The sequence below is a fragment of the Myxococcales bacterium genome (genome assembly GCA_012517325.1).
GTDB lineage: Bacteria > Lernaellota > Lernaellaia > Lernaellales > Lernaellaceae > JAAYVF01.
In genome coordinates this window covers 21,939-43,037 of the sequence record JAAYVF010000039.1, presented here as the reverse complement: position 1 = coordinate 43,037, position 21,099 = coordinate 21,939, and the positions used below count along the sequence as shown (strand labels likewise).

The 21,099-nt window shown below is 58.9% G+C and carries 13 protein-coding genes and 1 pseudogene; 8 read left to right on the top strand and 6 right to left on the bottom strand.

The window, feature by feature from the left end:
- The first annotated feature begins 48 nt into the window (after positions 1–48).
- Complete coding sequence (locus tag GX444_07360; protein NLH48405.1) at positions 49–2,985, top strand: S8 family serine peptidase; 2,937 nt, start codon at positions 49–51, stop codon at positions 2,983–2,985.
- 70 nt (positions 2,986–3,055) lie between these two features.
- Here GX444_07360 and GX444_07355 read toward each other — a convergent pair whose 3' ends face one another.
- The 3 genes from GX444_07355 to GX444_07345 all read right to left on the bottom strand — a co-directional run bounded on the left by GX444_07355 (position 3,056) and on the right by GX444_07345 (position 6,261).
- The gene (locus tag GX444_07355) at positions 3,056–3,616 is read right to left on the bottom strand and encodes a hypothetical protein (protein NLH48404.1); all 561 of its coding nucleotides are present in this window, start codon (positions 3,614–3,616) and stop codon (positions 3,056–3,058) included.
- Positions 3,617–4,096: 480 nt separating this feature from the next.
- Positions 4,097–4,612 carry a thiol peroxidase gene (gene tpx, locus GX444_07350; GenBank protein NLH48403.1) on the bottom strand — a complete coding sequence of 172 codons (516 nt, stop codon included), beginning with the start codon at positions 4,610–4,612 and terminating at the stop codon, positions 4,097–4,099.
- 110 nt (positions 4,613–4,722) lie between these two features.
- Positions 4,723–6,261 (bottom strand): hypothetical protein, encoded by a 1,539-nt coding sequence (locus GX444_07345; GenBank protein ID NLH48402.1) that lies wholly within the window; start codon positions 6,259–6,261, stop codon positions 4,723–4,725.
- 141 nt (positions 6,262–6,402) lie between these two features.
- Here GX444_07345 and GX444_07340 point away from each other — a divergent pair, with 141 nt between their 5' ends.
- The 6 genes from GX444_07340 (at position 6,403) to GX444_07315 (ending at position 12,746) form a co-directional block, all read left to right on the top strand.
- Positions 6,403–7,008: a flavodoxin family protein gene (locus GX444_07340; protein ID NLH48401.1), complete on the top strand. Its 606-nt coding sequence runs from the start codon at positions 6,403–6,405 to the stop codon at positions 7,006–7,008.
- Position 7,009: 1 nt separating this feature from the next.
- Positions 7,010–7,474, top strand: a complete 465-nt coding sequence (bcp, locus tag GX444_07335) for a thioredoxin-dependent thiol peroxidase (GenBank protein ID NLH48400.1) — start codon at positions 7,010–7,012, stop codon at positions 7,472–7,474.
- Positions 7,475–7,655: 181 nt separating this feature from the next.
- Complete coding sequence (locus GX444_07330; protein NLH48399.1) at positions 7,656–8,525, top strand: CxxxxCH/CxxCH domain-containing protein; 870 nt, start codon at positions 7,656–7,658, stop codon at positions 8,523–8,525.
- Between the two features lie 15 nt (positions 8,526–8,540).
- Entirely contained in the window at positions 8,541–9,152 is a 612-nt protein-coding gene (locus GX444_07325; protein ID NLH48398.1) for a hypothetical protein, read from the top strand.
- Positions 9,149–10,684 carry a GMC family oxidoreductase gene (locus GX444_07320; protein ID NLH48397.1) on the top strand — a complete coding sequence of 512 codons (1,536 nt, stop codon included), beginning with the start codon at positions 9,149–9,151 and terminating at the stop codon, positions 10,682–10,684. Before GX444_07325 ends, GX444_07320 begins: the two co-directional genes overlap by 4 nt.
- A 397-nt stretch (positions 10,685–11,081) precedes the next feature.
- Positions 11,082–12,746 (top strand): diguanylate cyclase, encoded by a 1,665-nt coding sequence (locus GX444_07315; protein ID NLH48396.1) that lies wholly within the window; start codon positions 11,082–11,084, stop codon positions 12,744–12,746.
- Between the two features lie 1,962 nt (positions 12,747–14,708).
- Here the strand turns inward: GX444_07315 and GX444_07310 are convergent.
- Both GX444_07310 and GX444_07305 read right to left on the bottom strand, forming a co-directional pair.
- Positions 14,709–14,933 (bottom strand): annotated as a pseudogene (locus tag GX444_07310) (ATPase).
- A 187-nt stretch (positions 14,934–15,120) separates the two neighbouring features.
- Complete coding sequence (locus tag GX444_07305) at positions 15,121–17,718, bottom strand: hypothetical protein (GenBank protein ID NLH48395.1); 2,598 nt, start codon at positions 17,716–17,718, stop codon at positions 15,121–15,123.
- A 201-nt stretch (positions 17,719–17,919) separates the two neighbouring features.
- Between GX444_07305 and GX444_07300 the strand changes: the two genes are divergently transcribed.
- Positions 17,920–18,663, top strand: a complete 744-nt coding sequence (locus GX444_07300) for a TetR/AcrR family transcriptional regulator (GenBank protein NLH48394.1) — start codon at positions 17,920–17,922, stop codon at positions 18,661–18,663.
- Between the two features lie 71 nt (positions 18,664–18,734).
- Here the strand turns inward: GX444_07300 and GX444_07295 are convergent, their stop codons facing one another.
- Complete coding sequence (locus GX444_07295) at positions 18,735–20,996, bottom strand: hypothetical protein (GenBank protein NLH48393.1); 2,262 nt, start codon at positions 20,994–20,996, stop codon at positions 18,735–18,737.
- Between the last annotated feature and the right edge of the window lie 103 nt (positions 20,997–21,099).

Genomic DNA, 21,099 nt, shown 5'->3' with positions numbered 1-21,099 from the left:
CAAACTGCATCGGATTTGAAGGCAATCCCTTGGAAAGAGGAAAAGAACATGAAGCGAATACTGATGGTTTTGATGCTGGCCGCGGCCGTCATGGCCGGAGTATGGCAAAACACTGCTGTGGCGGGAACTCTGGATCCCGATTTGGCGGATCAACTGGCGAATGCCAAGCCCACCGATATCGTGAAAGTACTGGTCATTCTTCAGCAGCAAGTGGATTTGAATCAGGCGCTCGCCGACGCGAAGAAAGCGGGCGGCGGCCGGGCGCGGAGCCACTACGAAGTCATCACGCAACTGCAGGATGTCGCGGACATCAGCCAGGGCCCCGTGGCCGAACTGTTGCATGAAGGCCAGATCATGCGTCAGGTGAAGAAATTCAAACCGTTCTGGATCGTCAACGGGTTCGCCGTGCAGGCCATGCCCGACTTCATCCGCCTGCTGGCCGCGCAACCCGAGGTCAAGGTCGTGTATCTCGACTACCCGATCGAATTGATCGAACCGGTGGGTACGCCGATTCCTTCCAACATCGCCGGCCGCGGGGTGGAAAACGGCATCACCGCTTCGCGCGCCCCTGAATTGTGGGCGTTGGGCATCGACGGCACCGGCACCCTGGCTTGCGATCAGGACACCGGCGCCGACGGCAACCACCCGGCGTTTGCCGACCGGTGGCGCGGCTTGGATGTCGGCGTCGCGCCCTCGGCGGCGTGGTTCGACCCGCTCGACGGCGAGACCTTCCCCACCGATTCCGGCCAGCACGGCACGCACACGCTCGGCACCATTCTGGGCGATGACGGCGCCGGCAACCAGATCGGCATGGCGCCCGGCGCGAAGTGGATCGGTGCGAAAACCATCGACACCGGCGGCAACATCTTCTCCGACGCCGTTGCGGCTTTCCAATGGATGGCCGACCCCGATGAAAACCCGGCGACCCTGGACGATGTGCCCGACGTCGTCAACAATTCCTGGGGCTTGAACCAATGGTATTACGGCTCCTGCCGCGCCGACTTCAACGCCGCCATCGACGCCGCCGAAGCGGCCGGCGTGGTGGTGGTGTTCGCGGCCGGCAACGAGGGCCCCGATTCGTCGTCCCTGCGCAGCCCGGGCAACCGCGTCGCCTCGCAATACAACGTTTTCTCGATCGGTGCCCTGGAGCAGGACAACTCGACCATTGCCGACTTCTCGAGCCGCGGCCCGTCCGATTGCGACGGCAGTTCGATCAAGCCGGAAGTCTCGGCGGTCGGCGTCGACGTCCGCAGCGCGATGCCAGGCGGCGGCTACCAGCTCATGAGCGGCACCTCGATGGCCACCCCGCACGTGGCCGGTGCCGTGCTGTTGCTCCGCCAGGCGTTCCCCGAGGCGACTCCCGATGAAATCAAAATGGGCCTTTATATGACCGCGGTCGATCTGGGCTCGGCCGGCGAAGACAACACCTTCGGCATGGGCCGGATCGATCTCGTCGAGGCCTACTACTACCTGATGGACTATTTCGTCAGCTCCGACGGCAAGGTGGAAATCGGCGAAGCCTTCGCTTGCGGCGACACCATCGACATCGAAGTGCGCGACGCCGACCTGACCGGCCCGTCGATCGACGTGGAGATCGGCAGCACCACCGAGACGACGCCGGAAACGGTCACCCTCGACGCCACCGACGATGACGGCGTCTATCAAGGCTCCATCGTTACCGCCGTCGGCGCGATGCAGGCCGGTGACGGCATCCTGCAAATCCACAACGGCGACGACGTGCTGGTCCGTTACATCGACGCCGACGACGGCGAAGGCGGCACCAACGTGCCCAAGACCGACGCGGCGATCATCGACTGCGCGCCGCCCGTTTTCGGCGGTTTGACCCTGGCGATGCCCGGCGACAATCAGGTCACCCTGTCGTGGAACACCGCGATCGACGCTTCGCCGGTTACCTACAACGTGTACCGCGCCCTGACCAGCGGCGGCCAGAACTTCCTGAGCCCGACCGCCAGCACGGCACAGACCTCCTACGTCGACACCGGGGTCGTCAACGGCACGACCTACTATTACGTGGTTCGGGCGGAGGATTCCTTCGGCCACGAAGACACCAACGCGATCGAAATCTACGCCAAGCCGGTCGGCCCGGTGGTCATCTGGGAAGAAACCTGGGAAGACAGCGGCAATAAGTGGCTGCATGACTGGGATATCGTCGACGGCGGCACCGGCAGCGGCACCTGGACCGACACCAATCCCGGCGGCCGTTCCAACAGCCTGATGAGCGGCACCTTCATGATTTGCGACTCGGATTACTATTCGAGCTCGAACATGGACGAACAGCTGATCAGCGAGGAAATCAACGTCGGCGATTACGAGAACGTCTTCCTGCGCTTCGACCACTATTTCTACAGCTATAGCGAGGAAGTCGGCGATGTGGACGTGAAGATCAACGGCGCTTTGGTTTGGGAAAACGTCATGCGTTACCAAACGAATGACTACGAGGAAACCGCCGAGATCGATCTTTCCGATGGCGACCTCAGCACGCTGCAGCTTCGCTTCCACTACTACAACGCGTATTACGAATGGTACTGGATGATCGACAACCTGCGGTTATACGGTTGGACAAACGAGTGCGAAGGCGACCCGGATTGCAACGACGACATCTATTGCAACGGCGAGGAAGTCTGCCGGGACGGCATCTGCATCGCCGGAGTGCCCCCGTGCGCCGACGACGGCCAGTTCTGCAACGGCGTCGAGAGCTGCGACGAGAGCGCCGACACCTGCGACAACACCGGCAATCCTTGCGATGCGGACGAAACCTGTGACGAGGCAATGGACGAATGCGTCGGCGGCGGCGACGACGATGACGACGACAACGACGACAATGACGACAACGACGACAACGACGACAACGATGACAACGACGACATCACCGACGACGACGCCTCGACGGGCGATGACGACGACAATCAGGCTGACGGCGACGACGACGATGACAACGGCTCGATCGGCGGTTGCGGCTTCTGATTCTGACGTAAAGAAGTAAAAACCGCCCGGCCGAATCGGCCGGGCGGTCCTGTTTAAAGCCGCGATCGTTTTAGAAGTAGTAGCGGATGCCGAATAGGCCGAAACCGCCGCCGTAGGTGCCGAACTGCTGGTATTTGTCGTAATCGATGTATTGCAGCCCGACTTCCACGTCGAAGCCCAGGTTGGGCAGCCCTTCCAGGAAAAACTCGGTGCCGAAAAAGCCCTGCAGCATGAAGCCGACGTTGTTGTCGGTCTTGTCGTTGAAATCCACCGATATCGGCAGTAACCCGAGCCCGCCGCCGGTGTAGATGTTCATCTGTTGCTCCATGATCAGGTTGTAGAGGAACTTGGCGCCGAATTCCGCGCCGACGCCTTTGTCGTCCTCATTTTTGGCGTAAACGAAGCCGACCATGGCTTCCACGCCGATTTGCGGGGTAAACCAATATTTCGCCGAAAGGCTGTCGTTCGATAGGAAAGCGTTGTCGAACCGGTCGTCCAGCACGTTGAACCCGAGTTGGTAGTTGTAACCCAGGCCGAGCCGCTGCGTCAGGTCCTTGGCCATCGCCGGCAAGGCGAGCGAGAGGGCGATAATCAGTGCCAGAACGAATATTCTAACGGTTTTCGTGGTCATGTTAGACTCCCATCTGATTACTAGATATAGTGTGTTGGCACTATCCGATAAACAACCTATAGCCAATTGAAGCGGAGTGTCAAGCAAAAGGCAAACGGTAACGCTACAGCCGATACGCCTGGTCGCGTTAATAACTACACCGTCTTTCCGAGCACAAGCCGGAACCCACACCGTCGCCCACCGACCCGTCATGCCAACGCCAACCGACCCGTCATGCCGCCGCCCACCACACCGTCATGCCGAACTTGTTTCGGCATCTCGACTCAAGACCCTGAAACAAGTTCAGGGTGACGATTGGTGTTGTTCAGGGCGACGATTGGTGTTGTTCAGGGCGATGGAATGGAGTTGTCCAGGCGGACTAAAGGTATCGGCTCGGCATGGCCATCGATCTGGACGGATCGAAGACCATGGCACCCGGAAAAGGATCGCCCTTATCGAGACGGCCAGAATCCTCCTCGGAACAGTGGTGAAAAAAAGGATTTAGAGCAATTTCCGCGCGGTGGCGAGCGCCGCCTCGTAATCCGGTTCCTGGCTGACTTCCGGCACCAGTTGGATGTATTGCACGACGCCCCGGCGGTCAAGGACGAAAATCGCGCGGGCGAGCAGGTGCAGCTCCTTGATCAGCACACCGAACGCCTTGCCCAGCGCCGCCTCGCGGTAATCGGAAAGGGTGGTGACCTTGTCGACGCCCGCCGCGCCGCACCAGCGCTTCTGGGCGAAGGGCAGGTCCAGGCTGGCGGTCAGGATGACGATGTCCGCGCCAAGGCCGGCGGCTTTTTGGTTGAAGGTGCGCGTTTCGGTGTCGCAGGTCGGCGTATCCAGCGACGGCACCGTGCTGAGAATGACGACCTTTCCCTGAAAGGAAGCCAGTTCCACCGGGGCCAGGTCGTTACCGGTCAGGGTGACGTTCGGGGCTTTGTCGCCGACTTTGATTTCCGTTCCCGTCAGGGTCAACGCGTTGCCGTGCAGCGCGATCATTCCGGTGCGATCCGCCATGGGTATTACTCCTTGTTGCCGTCCGTTTATCGGTTGGTCTTTGTCCTGAAGGGAAAATAATCATCCTGAGTCGCAGTCGCAACTAGTCGTGAAATTTTTTCGGTCGGTTTTCAGGGTTGAGCGGTTTTCTCGGGTTCGGTTTCCCGCCGGCCGTGGAGCAACAAATAAAGCGGGAAGAGCAGCGAGCAGGCCAGGAAACCAAAGTTGCCGGCGGTGAACGCCGCACGATCGTGTAGGACGTGGACGATTAAGAACATCAAGGCGTTGTTCAGAAACAGCAGGGCGTCGGCGAAGGCCGCGAAGCCGCGCCGGTCGTTTTCCCGTCCGGGGATGAGAAAAACCACCCAGAGCAAGAAGTAGTATCGTGAGGCGGTCATCAACGCGAAGATGATCACCGCGCCGAGCGGCACCACCCAGGCGTCGCCGTCGACCTTCTTCCAGACCGCCGCGATCATTAGGCCGACGATGGCGACGAGGAGGAAATGATACAGCGCCTTGTTCTGGAAAAACCGTTCGACCCGTTCTTCCATGCTGATGAACGGCCAGGGATCGGTCAGCTTCAGCGCAATGGCCCGCTTCAGCCCGAATTTGTTGGTGTCGAACTTCTGGTTGTCGGCGTGCATGGTGATTTTCGAGACGAAATCCTTGGTCGAAGCCGGGCCCCTGCCGCGGGTCAAGCCGATGCCGACGAAAATCAGGCTGGCGATGAAAAAGGCCAGCAGGAACCCGGTCCAGGCTTTCGACCAGCGGCGTGTTTGCCACCAATCGCGCAGCCAGGCGATGCCCGGCCCGGTGACGAACATCAGCGGGAAAAGGCGTAGCATGGCCGAAAGGGCGAAGCAGGCCGCCGAAATCTTGCCGAAGCCGCGGCGCAGCAGCGACATGCCGACGATCAGACCGGCCAGCCAGAAAAATTGGAAATAGGTGCCGATGAACTTGCTTTCGTAAAACCAGGCCAGGACCACGTATAAAAACACCAGCAGGGCGGCGTCGAGCCCGCAGCACAAACCGACAACGACGACCGCGAGCGCGAAGACGATCATGTCGATGTGCATCGCCCACATGAACACCTGATTGTTGGAAATGTCGATGAATTGCGCGACCGTGCCCGGAATGAAGGACCAAAACGGCGGCGGGTTGAAGCCGCGATCCTGCAGCATGCGCTCCCAGACGGCGGGAGGGAGATCGCGGCTCATGGCGACCCAATCGCGCTTGAACTCGGCCCAGCGCTCGTCGCTGAACGCCTTCGGCCGTTCCTCGATCGCCAGCTTCAGGGCCTGGGAAGCCCGCATCAGCTCGTAATCCTGCTGGTTGCGCACCTTCTTGATCTTTTTCAGGCGGTCGATTTTGGTTTCCTTGTCGGCCAGCAGGGTGAAGCGGTACAGGTTGAATTGCCCGACTTCCTTGAAGTACTTGGCGCCCATGAAGTAGTGGTAGGCGCCTTTGCGCGCCGGCACGAATGAGGCCATGACCCGCGCATGCGCGAAGTCGAGGTAAGCCAGGACCGCCAGGATGAAAAGCGCGACGGTCACCGGCCAGCGCCGTTTGCCGGCCTTGATCAGGTAATGGCGCGCCACGACCGCCAGAGCGGTCAGCACGCAAAGGGTGATGGCCATTGCAGGGCTATTGGTAATCAGGATACCGGTCATCGAACCATCCGAATTTCATTAATCAGCGCGGATTCGTAAGTTGATCTGAGTTATCACGTGTCGCCGAGGCTGGCAAGGGTCGCTTTCGCCGACCGCTGGCCGGGTTGACCCGGCGTCTGGCTGGGTTATCTTGAAAGCCACATGAATCTGCCGTTACCCAGAGAATTATCGATTATCGGTCTGGCCGCCAGCCCGCGCGTCGGCGGCAACAGCGACAAGCTGTTGGACGCCTTTCTGGCCGGAGCGCAGGAGGCGGGAGCGGAAACGGAAAAAATCCGCCTGGCCGAGCAGTCGATCCATCTTTGCAACGGGTGCGAGAAATGCTTCGCCAACGGCATCTGCGTTTTTCGCGACGACGCCGCGCTGCTCATCGAAAAACTCTGGCGGGCCGACCTGGTGGCGTTGTCCACGCCGGTCTATTTTTACTCGGTCACTTCCCATGCCAAGCTGCTGATCGACCGCACACAGGCGCTGTGGGCCCGGAAGGAAATTCTGCATCAGCCGCGGCGCAAGGGGCGGGGAGTGTTGTTCGGCGTGGCGGCGACGCACGGCCCGCGGCTGTTCGAGGGCATGCAGTTGATCGTCCGCTACTGGATGAAGTCCTTTTACACCGAACTGGCGGCCAATCGTTATTACCGGCGCGTCGACCACCTGGGCGACATCGCGCTGCACCCCACGGCGATGGCCGATGCGCGGGAACTGGGCCGGAAGATGATTGCCGATCCGAACTACCGTGAGGAGATCTGACATGGCCGTACCGACGATCGGGCGCCCGGCGCCGGAGTTTACTTTGCCGGACGCGAACGAGCGGCCGGTGTCGCTCGTCGATTTTCGCGGCCGGAAGGTCGTTTTGTACTTTTATCCGAAGGACAACACTTCCGGCTGCACCCGGGAAGCCTGCGCGTTCCGCGACGAGGCGAAACGGCTGGCCCGGGCCAACGCGGTGATCGTCGGCGTCAGTCCCGACGGCGCGGTCAGCCACCAAAAATTCATCGCCAAGTACGGACTGCCGTTTGCCCTGCTCTGCGACGAAGACAAAGTCGTCGCCCGCCTTTACGGTGTCTGGAAAGAAAAGACGATGTACGGCAAGAAAAAAATGGGCATCGAGCGGTCGACCTTCCTCATCGACGAGCAAGGTGTCCTGGTGCGCGAATTCCGCAAGGTTAAAGTGGACGGCCACCTCGACCAGGTGCTGGCGGCCCTCGTCGATTGACCGCGGTTTTCCGTCCGGTTTCTGCAATGGATACCGATCTTCGCTTGACTCTCGAGGCAATTATCGACTAATGGTCTTCTAATCCCGTCCGCTTTTCGTTTCCGGAACCGGAACGGGGCGCGCGATAAAATTAAGGTGCCGATGAAGAGCAACGTCATTTTATATTAGAGCGAGACTGCCCATGCGTAGACAACTGCGAATCTTGTATCGTGCCCGTCTATTTTGGCTTTTGGTTCTTCTCGCCTTTGCCGCCGTTTTCGCGGCCGGTTGCCATTCGAACGGTTCCAGCGGCGATGACGACAGCGCGGGCGATGACGATGACGACAACGACACCAGCCCGGCCACAGTGGACGATTGCGGCTATCCGATCTACGAAATCCCGTCCGGCTGCACGAACTGCCACGACATGCCACCCAAAACCATGCGCCACCCTGAAAACGCGCGCTGCTACCGCTGCCACGGCGCGGTCATCGCGGCGGATTACTCGTTCATTCAACCGTCCCTGCATCAGGACGGCGAAGTGGAATACGCGGTCGGTTGCACGTCCTGCCACGGCTGGAACCTCGGCACTTCGCCGCCGCAGAATCTCAAGGGAGAATGCGGCGCGGACAAGCGAGGCGTCGGTTCGCACGCCGCGATGCGCGACGATCCGATCCCGGCGCATCGGGTGAACTGCTCGAACTGCCACGTCGTGCCGTTGGAGGTCTGGGAAACCGGGCACATCGACGGCGACGGCAAGGTGGAAGTCACCTTCGCCAATCTCGCCACGATCAACGGCGCCAAGCCGGTCTGGGACGGCACGAAATGCTCCGGCGTTTACTGCCACGGCGCGACGCTGCAGGGCGGCACGTACAAAGAGCCGGTGTGGGGCGAGACGGGCGGCAAGGCTTCCCAATGTGGCGCCTGCCACCGCTTGACCGATCCCGAGGGCAACGCCGACGCCAATTGCGCCGCCTGCCACCCGACCTCGGTCGACGCGCAGCGCAACATTCTGGAAGCGGGTACGCACATCAACGGCGTCATCGATCTGCCCGCCAAGAAAAAACACTAACGCAAAGGAACGACCATGAACCGGCGAGAGTTTCTGTTTACATCGACGGCCATGATGTTTTCCGCCTTGTTGGCGAATACGGCGGGCCTGAAAGGCAAGGCCTTCGCCGATGAACTGGACGGTTGGATGCCGGGCGACCCGCGGCGCAAGGACGGGCCGGCGCCGGCGCCGGAAATCACCGCGGTGGTGGACATCATCGTGCCGCCCGATCCGGAGATCCCGGGCGACTTCAAGGGCTCCGACTACGGCGGCGACTGGGTGCTGGCGGCGACGATGGGCAGCATGGGCCAGATGATGGCGGTGCTCTACCTCAATCGCTATGCCAAGCAGACAGCGGGCAAGAAGTTCATCCAGTGCACCGACGAGGAAAAGATGGCGGCGCTGCACCAGTGGATCGCCGAACGCGACGATCAGAGCTACCTGATCAACCAGATGCTGTCGGGCATTCTCACGGTTTCGATGATCGGCACGTATGAAGTGGAAGACCCCGATCTGTCGCTGGAGCTTTTCGAGTCGATGAACTGGTTCGATCCGGAAGATCCGGACGGCACGTTCCACCTGCCTTGCGAGGGCTATCCGGACGCGAAAATGTTCCCGGTCCGCCTGAAGAAGGGGTTGCGCAAATGAAAAGAGAGCACGTGGATTTCGTCATCGTGGGAGCGGGCGCCGGCGGCGCCACGGTCGGCGGCGAACTGGCCCAGGCCGGGTACAAGGTCGTGTTTCTCGAAGCGGGCAAGGACCTGGACATTACCTACGGTTCGCCCAATCACTTCGCCGATCGCCAGAAGTTCCTCGACACCGTCGCCGACGGTTTGTTCTGGCACGAGGAATACGCCGGGCGGGTCTGGCGGACGGACATGGGCGAATGCGCGGGCGGCGGCACGACCGCTTACGGCGGCGTGCTCGAGGAATCGATTCCGCGCGACTTCGATTCCGGTTACTGGCCGTTCACCAGGAACGAATTTCAGCCGTACATCGATCTGACGAAAAAGCGCTTTCACGTGTCGCGCTGGCCGATCGAGGAACTGAGCCATTACGCCCAGGTCGTCAACGAGGCGGCGGGCGGCATCCTCGGCCCGATCCAATCGGCCTTCAACCGCGAACCGTATTTCGAGTACGGCGTCTATCACGGGCGTTGCCGGCAGTGCAAATGCTGCATCCTCGGCTGCCGTTACAACGCCAAGGCCAACGCCCTGACGGTGCCGCTGCCCAAGGCGAAGTGGTACGGCGCCGAAGTCCGCGAAAACTGCTGGGTGCGCCGGCTGAACACCAACGCGGCCGGCACGCGCATCGAAAGCATCTCGTATCTGAAGCGCATCCCGACCGGCATCGGCATGGAATACACCGAGGAGCACGAGATTTCGGCCGACAACTACATCCTGTCGAGCGGCTCGATGATCACCCCAATGCTGCTGCACTGGTCGGGCCGCAACGGCGAGGTGCTGGCCAATTCGTCGGGGCAGGTGGGCAAGAACCTGCGCGGTCACTTCTTCCGCGCCACCTACGCCGTGCTCGCCCGCGACGACGTGCGCACCTATCAGGGGCAGGTCGTCGAACTGAACGATCTGTACCAGAATTATGACGCCGGCTATCTGCTCGAGTTCAACATGGCCGCGCCGCCGACCTACATGGGCGGCATGGTCGAGGTCATGGAGAAAAAAGACCTCTACGATCTGCTGGGCCTCAAGTTCAAGCGGTTCATGCGGAATTACAGCAAGGTCATCTGCTCGGCGCCGCTGGTGCGTAGTTACGACCAGGGCTTCACCGAGAATTCCGTGCTGCCGCACGCGACGAAGAAGAACAAATACGGCGACCCGTTGCCCAACGTAGTCTTCGAGCCGAACACGCAGGAATTGGAATGGCTGGAAACGGCGGTCAAGGTCGCGAAGGAAATTCAGATCAACGCCGGCGCCGACGCCACGCAAATGTTTACCGGCGGTATCGACGTGGTTCACAAGACCGGCACCTGCCGCATGGGCCTGGATCCGAAAACCTCGGTCGTGGATCCGAACGGTCGCGTCTGGGATATGGATAATGTCTGGATCGCTGACGGCAGCATCTTTCCGGCGCCGCTCTTGGCTAACTGCGCGTTCATCATTTATTGCCTGGGCTACAAAGTGGCCGATGCGATTCTGGGGCGTTCGACGCCGACGGACTAGTGGAAAAACGCCGTCATCGGACATGAAGTTAAGCTTTAGCAAATGCAATATATCTATTTGATAATAAATGAATATTTAGCGAATGATTTATCGCCGATTTTAGCGGGACGGTCGTGGTGCGCATCACGACCGGAGGTGACCCGTTCAGACCGTGAGCGTCCGCTCATGATTTTCGGCATTCCTGTAGCGGTCGACCGGCCATCCATTCTGAAACCGCTGTGAATGTTTTCGCGCTCATCCTGGTCCACAGCGATGTCTCGTCAAAGCAAAATTTTTCATTGTTTTTATTAGGGTTTGTCGCGACCCTGCCGATCAATGAACAAAGTGGGACTTGTTCGCTGAAAACTTCCCGTATGGTGCGCGGCGTGAAAAATTAACAGGTCGTTGAGACTACCGGATGAAAGTAGCGATTATCGAAAGCTCTTCCTTCATGGTTTCCATGTGGAAGCAATGCTTCAAGGACAGCGACTATCAAGTCCGGTTTTTTTCCGGCACCCCGGCCGATATCAATGAGTTGATTGCTTTTACCCCCGATTTTTTAATCGGCCCCGGCGTTCCGCACGATTTCAATCCGCGGGAGGTCATCGCCCGGATCAAGGCGACACCCGGTTTGTCGCAGATCTCCGTTATCGTCGCCACTTCGCTGGACGATCGCGAGATCCGAAATTTTTGGGAGTACAATTCGATCGACGGCATTCTGGTCAAACCGTTCACTCCCGAACAAGTCCTGGATGTGCTCAATCAGTTTCAGCACAAGAAGTTAATCGCCCGCCGCGAGTTTCCGCTGGTGATCATCGTCAGCGACAGCATCACCGTTCGCGCTTTTCTCGAGCGCGAGTTGCACGGGATGGGATTCACGGTGCTGACGGCCGATAACACCGAACGCGGCCACGGATTGATTCTGGAAAATTCGCCGGATTTGTTGTTGGTGGATATCGAAATGCCGGGTCACTCCGGCTTGCGATTGGGCGAGGAATTGGCCGCCCAATCCAAAACCCGGCAACTGCCGATCATTCTGATCGGCGGCCAGCAGGACGACGATTCCCTGCCGCATGGATTTTCGGTCGGTGCGGTGGACTATTTGCGCAAGCCGGTCAATCGGGACGAACTGTCGCGGCTCGTCGGTAAAATCGTCGTGCAGCATCGGCACGCGCGCCGCCGCAGCGCCATCGTCCTGGAGGACGACCCGATCACCGCCTCCATTCTCGGTAAGCTTCTCTCGGAACAAGGCCTCGGGATGAACCTGTGCAAAACAGTCGAGGAGTTCCAGGTACACTTGTCGGTGACGATCCCGGACATCATTGCCCTCGATCTGACGACGAAACAGATCGACGGGCCCGCGTTGATCGAAAAACTGCGCCGGGATGTGCTGTTCGAAGCGCTGCCGATCGTTGTCATCGCCAAGGAAGGGCAGCGCCGCGGCATCCTCTCGTGCCTGAGCAGCGGCGCCAACGATTACCTGGTCAAGCCGTTTGGCCGCGAGGAATTCCAGGTGCGGATGAAAAGTTTGCTCAAGGTGAAGCAGCTCCTGGAAGAAATCGGCCACAAAACCCATATCCTGGAAGAACTGGCCTATCACGATTCGCTGACGGGATTGTTGAGCCGGCGCTATTTCGATTCGCAGTTGGATACCCTGATCGATCAGGCGCGGCGGCGTGGCGAGCCGTTCAGTCTGATGTTGATCGACCTGGACCATTTCAAACAGGTCAACGACACCTACGGCCACGAAACCGGGGATCTGGTCTTGCGCGAAATCGCCCGCTTGATCAAGAGCAACGTCCGCCTGGTGGATCTGCCCTGCCGATACGGCGGCGAGGAATTTTGCGTTCTCATGCCGGGATGTCCGGTGTTCAAGGCCCAGGAGGTGGCGGAACAGGTGCGCGAAGCGTGCGCCTACTGCAAATGCTCGGCGCACGAAATCGTGCAAACGGTCAGCATCGGCATCACTTCTTTTCCCGATCCTTCCGGGGTGGATATGTTGGTTCGCGACGCGGATCGAGCGTTGTACGACGCCAAGAAGCAAGGCCGGAATCGCGTCGTCGCCGCCGCCCTGCCGGAATAATCCGCGTCCGACGGCGGTCGGCTAACGAGTGCCCCAATCGTAATACGTGCATTGATCGGGAATTCCGTCGCAGGTCTCGTCGTACTCGTAAGCGATCATTCGCCCCTGATCATCGTATTGCCACCGGCGACAGGAATCCGGACTGCCGACGCAGCCGGCATCGAAATCCTCGCTCAGAATCAAGCCATTCTCGTTGTAGTTTCTGGTCAGGCATGAATCCAACGTGCCGTCGCACAAGAGGTCGATGTTTTCGGTCAGGGAGTTGCCGAACTCGTCTCGCGTAAACGTGGTGCAGTAGTCGGGGCCAAAGCTGCAATTGGAGGAATGCGTGACTTCGATGATGAATCCGTTCTCATCGAGTTGCTGCATCTCGCACATGTCCTCGAACAACCCGCTGATGTGGTCTTGCAGAATATAAACGGTGTTGTTCAGGTCGTCGTATTCGTAGGTGATGGAGTAAAAGAAGCCATAAATGTCGCTGTAATGAGCATAGGCTTCCGTCAGTTGAAGCCGGCCTTCGTCGTCCGTCAGCGTCGAGATCGCGAAGTTGACCCCGTAATCCGGCCAGGTGTCATTGTAAATGCCCCAATCCAGATTGAGGTCGTCGAGGCGGACGCTGTAGGTTCCATAATAATAATCGTTCGGATCGCAGGTGTCGCTGGTCAGCCGCGTGATCTGCCGGCCTTGCCGATCATAACCGTATTGTTCGCAGGAGCCGTCGGGAACACCGTTGCAGTCATGATCGACCCATGATTCGTAGCGTCGTCCCGCCTCGTCGGTCACGGTTTTATCGCAATAGTCGGCCGTGCCGTCACAGTCGTCGTCTCGGCGGCCTTGATGTTCGCGACCGGTGGGATCGGTGCTGTAGTGCCAGCAAGTCAGTTCCTCGGTGCAGGCATCCGCTTCCACGGACGTGCTTCGATTGGGCGGAACCACTACCGGTTTGGCTGCGATCGGCGAGGGTGATTTTTTCGCGGACTCGTTCGATTCGACATTGAGGTCGATATAGGTGGTGTAACTGCAACTTTCGGGAACACCGTCGCAATCGCCGACTTCGTATTCGTAGGCGGTTTGCCGGCCTTGTTCGTCATAGGTCCAGAACACGCAATTGGTATAGGTGCCGTCGCAAAGCGGATCGTTGCGGTAGGTCAGCCGTTGGCCTGCCTCATTGTAGGTGCTTTCCTGGCAAGACTCGGGTTCATCGTCGCAACCGTTGTCGCGGCGATAGGTCAGCTGATGGCCGTCGGTATCGTAGGTATATTCGATGCAGGTGTCGTAAATGCCGTCGCAAAGCGTATCGTAGTCTTCTTTGACCACCCAACCGTGACTGTCGTTTAAAAGGTCGTCGCAAACGTCCGCGTGGCCGTCGCAATCGGTGTCCCATTCGATCCGGGTGGTCCAGCCGTTTTCATCGAAAAAGCCGATGCCGCATTCTTCGAGCAATCCATCGCAGTTTTCATCCCATTCCCAGCGAGAGTAATCCGGTCCGTCGTGGTAGGTCGTCGTTTCGCAGGTGTAATATTCGGGCGGGCCGAGATGCGGATAGTAGCTGTACTCCTCTAAAATGAGCCTCCCCCGGCTATCGTATTGATGGTGGGTGGCGGTGTAATCCAAGCCCGAAGCGCAGCCGCGAGAATACGCCCAGGTTTGATGGCCGGCTTCATCGTAGTAGTAGGAAGTGCAGCCGGCGTTGCCCAACTCACAGGAATTGGCGGAAATAACGTAAACAGCCTGGCCGGAGTGATTGTAATGGGTCGATCGGCAGTAGTCGTCCGGCGTCCCGCTACAGTTATCCGCCTCGCGATAAAGTTGACTTTTGCCGTTTTCATTGAGCTGATCGAAACCGCACTCTTCCGGCTGGTTGTCGCACTCTTCGTCCAGGACGGTTTCGATAGTTCCGGCGGCATGATCGTAAGTCTTGGTCCGGCAGTCTAGATCGGTTCTGCACCAAACCGGCGTGCTGTCGTCATTGTCATCATCGTCGTTGTCGTCGTTGTTGTCATCGTCGTCGTTATCATCGTTATCGTCATTATCATCGTTGTCGTCGTTGTCGTCGTCGTCATCATCGTCGTCATCATCGTCATCGTCGTCTGCTAGATCATCGTTGTCGTCATTGTTGTCGTCATCGTCGTCATCGTCGTCTACTAGATCATCGTTGTCGTCATTGTCGTCGTCATCATCGTCATCGATCGCCGAGAAGGATTCATCTTGTCCTGAATGGTTGTCATCTGAATTGCATGCTCCCAGCAGAGCGACGCAGGAAAAAAGGAGAAACAAGCCGATCAATGTTTTCATCGGAGACCTCATCAAGGATTTTTCCGATCATTCCCCATCTCGGCCTGCGTTTTTTATCAGCTAACTTCAATCGTCCCGATCATTCATCAAATGTGGCATGCCAGACGGCGCCGTAGCCTTGATAGAACCAGTGCGGCCGGCCGGTTTCATCCATGGTCATGACCGGTGAACGATTCAGGAAATTGAAATTGGTCGGGTAGTCGATGATCGATTCGCGCCAGGCACCGTCCGCGTTGGTGTAATGGATCAGGACGTAAAGGTAGTTGTAGTCGCCGCCGTTCATCCGATCCAGGTAGGAAAGATGAAGCCGCCCATTACCGGCTGCGGCAATGAAGGAATAATTGAAATAATTCGAGCCGGTGTAGGATGCGATCCGGGTGTGGTTCCAAACACCTTGATAGCGGGCGGCCAGCCGTACGTCGCCTTCGCCGTAATCCAGATATGCGATATAGACGATTCCCTCCTCGCTGACGGCGATAGAACAGGTGCTGCTTGAGCCCGCGTTCGGATCCGATGCCGTTTCGGCTTGTAACCAGGCGGTCTCGTTCGTCGCGTAATAGACGGCAGTTTGATCAGTATAGCAAAGATGCAACAATCCATCCGGGGCGGCCGTCAAGGCGGGATCGCCGGCGTTTTCCGTCGTCCAGATGATGCGCCGATCGTCCCAATCATCTCCGCCGCGCCAGGCATGGCGCAAATGATCGTCCGGGTCAATATAAATCAAATGCGGTTGGTCGGCGCCGTCGAGGGCCAGCGTGGGCTGGTTGTAACGGTCGACGTTTTCCGCCGCCACGACCGTGAATTGCCACTGGTCGCCGACGGGCACGGCATAGACGAGCCGGGTGACGCTGAGTTCGTCTGTTTCCAGGTAGGCGAGGTGCAAACCGCCCGCGCTGTCGTAGGCCAGCGCCGGTTGGCCCTTGGTATTGCCGGCATTCGGCACGGCGCTCGCCTGCCAGGCGCCGGCTGAATTCTCGGCCACGTACGTCTGGATATTGTCGGCATCATGCCAGTAGGCCACGGCGCCGCCGTTGCTCGCCGACCAATCGGCGGCGGTAGCGTAAAAGTCACTGGAATAGGGGATGAAGGGTTGCGAATCGATCGCTTCGTCGGCCCAGCCCTTCGTCGTCGTCGTCAAGTAATGAAGGGTGGTGTCCGCTTCGCGGTAGCAAGCGACTCGCGGTTCGTCGGCGCCGGTCAGCGCCAGATCGAGTTGATCACACGGATCGCCGGGAAGGGTTTCAAATTCCCAACGGTCTTCCGTCAGGAACCCGTAATACGTGGCGTTGTCCCGGTCGGAGAAAAGAAGCCGTGGTTCGCCGGCCGAATCCAGTTGTATGGCACGGTCGAGGGTGATGGCGGACGTTCCCAGCAGGCCTTCGAAGGACCATTCGCCGGTGCCGGCATCGCGCGTGTAAAGGCGCACTTGATCGATGTCCGTGGTGACGTAGCCATCCTGCATAGTGGTATAGGAATAGGAGGTTAAAACAACCAGATCGCCGTTCGGCCGGATCGCGATCGGTCCGGAGGAAAAGGCGGTATCGTAAGAATAATGGGTGCCTTGGTAGCAGGGACCCACCGCGATATACTCAAAATCCCATTCGCCGGAACGGTTCGTTATCAGGTAAAGCATATTGTAGTAGTTGGTATACATCGGCGCCGATCCCAATTGCGCGAAAACGATGTACGCCTTGCCCTCGTCGTCCACCGCCAGCCGCGGCGCCAGGTAGGTGAAGGAATAGAGCCCACCGCCGATTTCATCGGTCACCCAGGAGCCGCTTCGGTTGGTCGCATAAAAAGTGCTGTAAGCGTCGTATTCGGGATCGGTGGCGAAGAACACGGCATGCACAAAACCGTCATTGTCGATCGTCAGGCGGCAAAACGCGTAATCCAGCAACGGTTGATCGTCAACGATATCAAATTCCCAACCGGCGAGGGTTTGAACGCCGTGGACGATCCGCCGTGCGGGCAGATCGACGAACAGCGCGTGCAACCGCCCGTCCGGACCGCGGGCCAGGGCCGGGTAATCGACCAGCGGCGCGAGACGCGAGCTGGTCCAGGTCGCGGCGCCGGATTGATACAAATTGAAATCGCGACCGCTGACGGCGGCGATAATCGGGGCGTCCGCATCGTCGAGCACGATCGCCGCGCCGGTTCGGCCCGGCGGACCACCCTCGACTTTTTCGATGGATAACGGAGCCTCGTCCATGTCGTCATCGACCGTGGAACCGTAGAGACAGTTGGTGATGTTTTCGCAATCGGGTGCGTTGTTCATAATGCAACCGGCCGTCGCGCCATCGAGACCCAAACCTTCGAGACCGGATTCGCAAGCGGCGACGGCCGTTTCGAGCGGAACGGTCGCTTCGCCGTTGTAGACGACGCGGCCGCAAGCCAGGTAAAGCGTTTCGTAAACCGTCGTGCAGGTCCATGCGGCGGAATCATCGTTGTCGTCGTTGTCATCGTTGTCGTCATTGTCGTTATCGTCATCATCGTTATCGTCGTCGTCTCCGGCGCTGTCGTCGTCGGGGCCATCGTCGTCGTCATTCGGATATTGTCCCGGTGTGGTGTCATCATCACCGGCGGAGTCGTCGTCATTTTGGGTGCTGTCGCAGGAAGAAATGCCGGGAACGAAGACCAGTAGAGAGAAAAGGAAAAGCCAATAGGAGCTAATCCTCATCGTAATCTCCCGTCAGCCTGCGATGGTTAAAAGAATAATGAATTTTGGCACGATGGTCAAATACTTTCAGGGATGGAATTGATTTTATCAATTTACTGCACTTTCCCAGTGGGTGGATTGGTGGATGACGGGGCCACTTATCCGAATCAGGTGAAACCGACCTGATTTCAACTTGCCAGTCACGGTGGGGCGGAATATAAATTGAGCAAACGCTCACCAATCGAGGTTCTGTTTATGTCGCCCGATTCCAACGATACCGGAACACGACCCGGCCGCGATTCACAAGCCCAGCGGGAAAACACCCGGCGGAAGATTCTCGCCACCGCTTTGGCCGAATTCGCCGCACAAGGCTATTTCGCCGCCTCGACGCGCGATATCGCCCGCCGCGCCGGGATGGCCGCCGGTTTGATGTATCGCTATTTCCCGACCAAGGAGGAACTGCTCCGGGAATTGATCGATCGCTCGGTTGCGGCCTGGAAGGACGAACGGCAACGGCGGATCGGCGAGCGGCCGTTCGCCGACCTGCGCGAGTTCCTGGCGACTGAATTGGTTTTTCAGCGCGACTTTCTATTGGATGATCGGTCGGATACGGGCCGCTTTTTCCTGCGGCACCTGTTCCAGGATCAATTGCCGGGAAGGGGAAAATTGATCGCGTGCCTGCTTCCCGGCGAAACGCTCGCCGCGCAAATCGCCGCTGCCCAGGAGCGGGGCGAGCTCAAGCCGAAAGTCACGGCCGAAGCGGTGCGTTCCCTGGCCGAGATGGTTTGCGCCAAGTTTCTCCATTCGTTCTATTTTCCCGATCCCGATTGGCCGGTGGCGGATGCGGCGGCCCTGCGCCCGCGGATCGAAAACTGCCTGCAGGCGGTTTTTGCCAATGTGCTGAAGGCGCCGGCCGTGAAAAAACCGCCCGTCTCGCGTGAAACCTTGCAGGGCAATCTTTTCTAAACCGCAAGAAAAACGCCGCGCGGATCGATGAACCGCGCGGCGTTTTTTTGTCTGCCGGTCATTAAAAAGAACTAGAGCCCCCAGGCGAAAACGAAATCGAGCACGTCGTCGGCGGTGATTTCCACGTTGTTGAGGAATTCGGAGTGGCCGTCATAGTCGGTGAAGACGAATTGGAGCATGCCCTCGGGTAGGGCGATCTCGTATTCGCCGGTGGCCGTCATGACGCCGACCGAGCCGAAATAAAAGTCCTCGTAAAGCTTCTCGCCCTTCAAATCGTCGAGGCTGTAGGAAGCGGCGATTTGCGCGCCGAGCGCCGGGAGCACACCTCCCGGTTGGTAAACGTGGCCCGACAATTTGTGCATGACCAGATCGAAATCCTGGGGCACGTCCTTGGATGGAACGACGACGTCGCCCACGTCGGCCACGTAATATTCCACGAAGCTGGTGATGCTGATGATCGACATGATTTCGATGTTGATCTCGTAGGTCATGCCGTCGGCCACCGGGATCGTGTACGAGCCGTTGGCGGCCATCTCGCCGTAGTATCCCTGGCCGTTCTCGTCGACCGCGGTGATGTCGCCGAAGGTCAGGAACGAACCGAAATATACCATCGGCGACTGGCCGTTGATCGTGAAGTGGCCGGTGATGTTGGTCGGCGGAAAGCCCAGTTGGAAGTCGTGGGTCAGATCGCCCGCGACGGTGACGCCGCTTTCGTATTCCATCATCGAATCGTCGGTCGGCTCGTAGCGGATCAGGTAATCGCCCAGCGGGAGATTCAGCGTGTATTCACCGTTTTCGTCGGTCAACTGATAGGCGTAGACCGCCTCGCCGGTTTTTGCGCCCTTGCCGACGGGGAAGGAGCCTTTTTCGGCGTAAATGTAAACGTCGGGATAGGGATCGCCGTTGCCGTCGGTGATCGTGCCGCTCACGACGGCCAGGGGGATTTCGATGTCGATGGGCGTCGTTCCGCTGACCGTGACCTGCAATTCGTCGCTGTAGTAATGGGTGAACTGATAGGAGCTGTAGGCGTCGGCGATCAGGTCGACGGTCAGATCGTAATCGCCGTCCGGCGCGTCAAAATAGAAGTAGCTGTATCCGTCCGGCATTTCCTTTTGGTAGAGATCCACGCCATCCGAGAAAACCATCTCCGCTTCCATCGACCAGCCCCAATCGTTGCCGATGTTGCTGCCGTCGTTCGTGAAGCGGCAGTAGGCGGTCGACACGTAGCCGGGGAATTGGAAATCGTGGGTCAGGTCGCCGGTCAGGGCCACGCCGGTTTCGGTGGCTTGCGCCAGGCCCAGATCCTGGGGTGGATACCAGGTGAGCGAATAGGCGCCGTATTCGGGCAGCAGGATCGAATAGGTATCGGTCGCGTTGACCAGCACCACGCCGACCTGCCACTCGGTCGAAGCGGTGGTGGTCGGCGTCTGCACCGCCAGCACGACGTCGTCCAACGGATCGCCGTCCGGGTCGGTGATCGCGCCGTCCATCGTGTGGAAGGTCAGATCGATATCCTGTTCGAGTCCGCCGGCCGGGACGTTGACGTTTTCGATCGCCAACGGATCGATGAACACCGCTTCCATTTCCGGGTCGTCGTCGGTCATATCCAGGCGAACGATCACGTCGTAATCGCCGACCGGCACGTAAGGCAGGCGATAGCCGCCGTCCTCGTCGACCAGGGCTTCGTACGGCAAGCCGGAGGAACGGTCGCGGTAATAGATCGTGACACTTACGTAATAGAGGTCCGCGAAAGCGGTGAACACGTCGGTACCGTTGACGGTCACTTGTCCGAAGACGTAAACGCCCTCCGGTTCGTCGGGCGTCGTGTCGTTGTCGTTATCATCGTTGTCGTCGTTGTCATCGTTGTCGTCGTTGTCGTCATTGTCGTCGTCATCGTCGTCGTCATCGTCGTCGTCGTCATCACCGGAAGGATCGCAGGAATCCTCGCTTTCATTGCAGACCTGGTCGAGGTCGCAAGGATCGCCGGCGTGTTCCTGGCAGGCGCCGGCGCCGCAGGTATCGGCGCCGTTGCAGAATTCGCCGTCGTCGCAAGTCGCGCCGTCGTTGAACGACCAGCCGGTGGGATTGGCGGCGGCATCGCAGATCAGGCAGTTGTTATCGGGGAAGACGGCTCCGTCGACGTAAGGCGTTCCATCGATCGTGCAATTGGTGGCCGGCGTGGTGTCGTCGTTGTCGTCGTCGTTATCGTCATCGTCATCGGCGGCGCCACCGGAATCGTCGTCATCGCCGCCGCCGCCGCAGGCGCAAACAAGCATGAACAGGAAAAACGCGAGCGTCAGGCGGAGCGAATGTCGAAACGATAGTCGAGCCATCTTGTCCTCCTTGATTGTTCGGTTAATCGGATATGGATATCCATCCCATTTATTCCTTTTGTAGCGAAATTACTTTGTAAAGGCAATATGCAACGCCGGAAAG

Excerpts from the sequence above, each read along its gene's own strand:
- GX444_07305 (NLH48395.1), bottom strand. The coding sequence starts at position 17,718 with ATGAGGATTAGCTCCTATTGGCTTTTCCTTTTCTCTCTACTGGTCTTC.
- GX444_07330 (NLH48399.1), top strand. The coding sequence starts at position 7,656 with ATGCGTAGACAACTGCGAATCTTGTATCGTGCCCGTCTATTTTGGCTT.
- bcp (NLH48400.1), top strand. The coding sequence starts at position 7,010 with ATGGCCGTACCGACGATCGGGCGCCCGGCGCCGGAGTTTACTTTGCCG.
- GX444_07315 (NLH48396.1), top strand. The coding sequence starts at position 11,082 with ATGAAAGTAGCGATTATCGAAAGCTCTTCCTTCATGGTTTCCATGTGG.
- GX444_07325 (NLH48398.1), top strand. The coding sequence starts at position 8,541 with ATGAACCGGCGAGAGTTTCTGTTTACATCGACGGCCATGATGTTTTCC.
- GX444_07345 (NLH48402.1), bottom strand. The coding sequence starts at position 6,261 with ATGACCGGTATCCTGATTACCAATAGCCCTGCAATGGCCATCACCCTT.
- GX444_07340 (NLH48401.1), top strand. The coding sequence starts at position 6,403 with ATGAATCTGCCGTTACCCAGAGAATTATCGATTATCGGTCTGGCCGCC.
- GX444_07320 (NLH48397.1), top strand. The coding sequence starts at position 9,149 with ATGAAAAGAGAGCACGTGGATTTCGTCATCGTGGGAGCGGGCGCCGGC.
- tpx (NLH48403.1), bottom strand. The coding sequence starts at position 4,612 with ATGGCGGATCGCACCGGAATGATCGCGCTGCACGGCAACGCGTTGACC.
- GX444_07355 (NLH48404.1), bottom strand. The coding sequence starts at position 3,616 with ATGACCACGAAAACCGTTAGAATATTCGTTCTGGCACTGATTATCGCC.
- GX444_07295 (NLH48393.1), bottom strand. The coding sequence starts at position 20,996 with ATGGCTCGACTATCGTTTCGACATTCGCTCCGCCTGACGCTCGCGTTT.
- GX444_07360 (NLH48405.1), top strand. The coding sequence starts at position 49 with ATGAAGCGAATACTGATGGTTTTGATGCTGGCCGCGGCCGTCATGGCC.